Source organism: Shewanella sp. AC34-MNA-CIBAN-0136, assembly GCF_040309945.1.
Classification (GTDB): domain Bacteria; phylum Pseudomonadota; class Gammaproteobacteria; order Enterobacterales; family Shewanellaceae; genus Shewanella.
On the sequence record NZ_JBEOPJ010000046.1, the window covers coordinates 1 to 1,312 of the forward strand.

The 1,312-nt window shown below is 45.7% G+C and carries 2 tRNA genes and 1 rRNA gene; all 3 read left to right on the plus strand.

What is annotated here, in order from left to right:
* The first annotated feature begins 132 nt into the window (after nucleotides 1-132).
* A tRNA-Ile gene (locus AAEY94_RS20590) sits at nucleotides 133-209 on the plus strand.
* A gap of 145 nt (nucleotides 210-354) precedes the next feature.
* Nucleotides 355-430 (plus strand) — tRNA-Ala (locus tag AAEY94_RS20595).
* A gap of 348 nt (nucleotides 431-778) precedes the next feature.
* Nucleotides 779-1,312: ribosomal RNA gene (locus AAEY94_RS20600) — 23S ribosomal RNA — on the plus strand; the annotation flags it as partial.

Consider the following 1,312-nt stretch of genomic DNA (forward strand, 5'->3'; position numbering starts at 1 on the left):
TAACAAGGTAGCCCTAGGGGAACCTGGGGCTGGATCACCTCCTTACCTATACGACTAACTCAATACCTAAAGTGCAGCGATGCATGTGAGTGTTCACACAGATTACTTGATAGAAGAAAGAGAAATTACGTTGGGTCTGTAGCTCAGCTGGTTAGAGCGCACCCCTGATAAGGGTGAGGTCGGTGGTTCAAGTCCACTCTGACCCACCAATCTTTCCTACTCTGCGTTGGATGATAACTCGTTTAGTGTACTAAACGTCGCTATCAACCGCTTTGATTAGAAACGATTGGCAAGCCAATTTTTTTGGTAAGACCTTCATTGAAGGTAAACGTAAAATCTCAACTGCATGTAAATGGGGCTATAGCTCAGCTGGGAGAGCGCCTGCCTTGCACGCAGGAGGTCTGCGGTTCGATCCCGCATAGCTCCACCATTTACACTTATCATGACGATAAGCATATGCATAGGTTAGAGATGCCAAAGATAAACGAAATTTTATCTTTGGCTTTTTTAAGCCCGCTCTTTAACAATTTGGAAAGCTGATAGTACTAACTAAAGGCGCATGAATGACGATTCGTTGTTATTGATGTGATGACGTTAGTGCGAAAAACGTTAATGCGAAAGCATTAACACTTGAGTTCTCAAAACACTGTTTAAGTGTCTTGAATATTCTAAAAAACTAAGGCGAGTCCACTTCCTGGTCGGAGGTGAGACAAGTAAAAACCAGCTGGTCATGATATGGCCCAGATGTTCACGCAAGTGAAACTCATTTGGGTTGTATGGTTAAGTGACCAAGCGTATACGGTGGATGCCTTGGCAGTCAGAGGCGATGAAGGACGTAATAACTTGCGAAAAGCGTTGGCGAGCTAGTAATAAGCATTTGAGCTAACGATATCCGAATGGGGAAACCCAGCAGCATAAGCTGTTATCACTACATGAATACATAGTGTAGTGAGGCAAACCCGGGGAACTGAAACATCTAAGTACCCGGAGGAAAAGAAATCAACCGAGATTCCCCTAGTAGCGGCGAGCGAACGGGGATTAGCCCTTAAGTCTATGGGGTGTTAGTGGAATGTGTTGGAAAGCACAGCGGCACAGGGTGATAGCCCCGTACATGAAAACTAACCATAGATGAAAACGAGTAAGGCGGGACACGTGACATCCTGTTTGAATATGGGGGGACCATCCTCCAAGGCTAAATACTCCTGACTGACCGATAGTGAACCAGTACCGTGAGGGAAAGGCGAAAAGAACCCCTGTGAGGGGAGTGAAATAGAACCTGAAACCGTATACGTACAAGCAGTGGGAGCGGTTC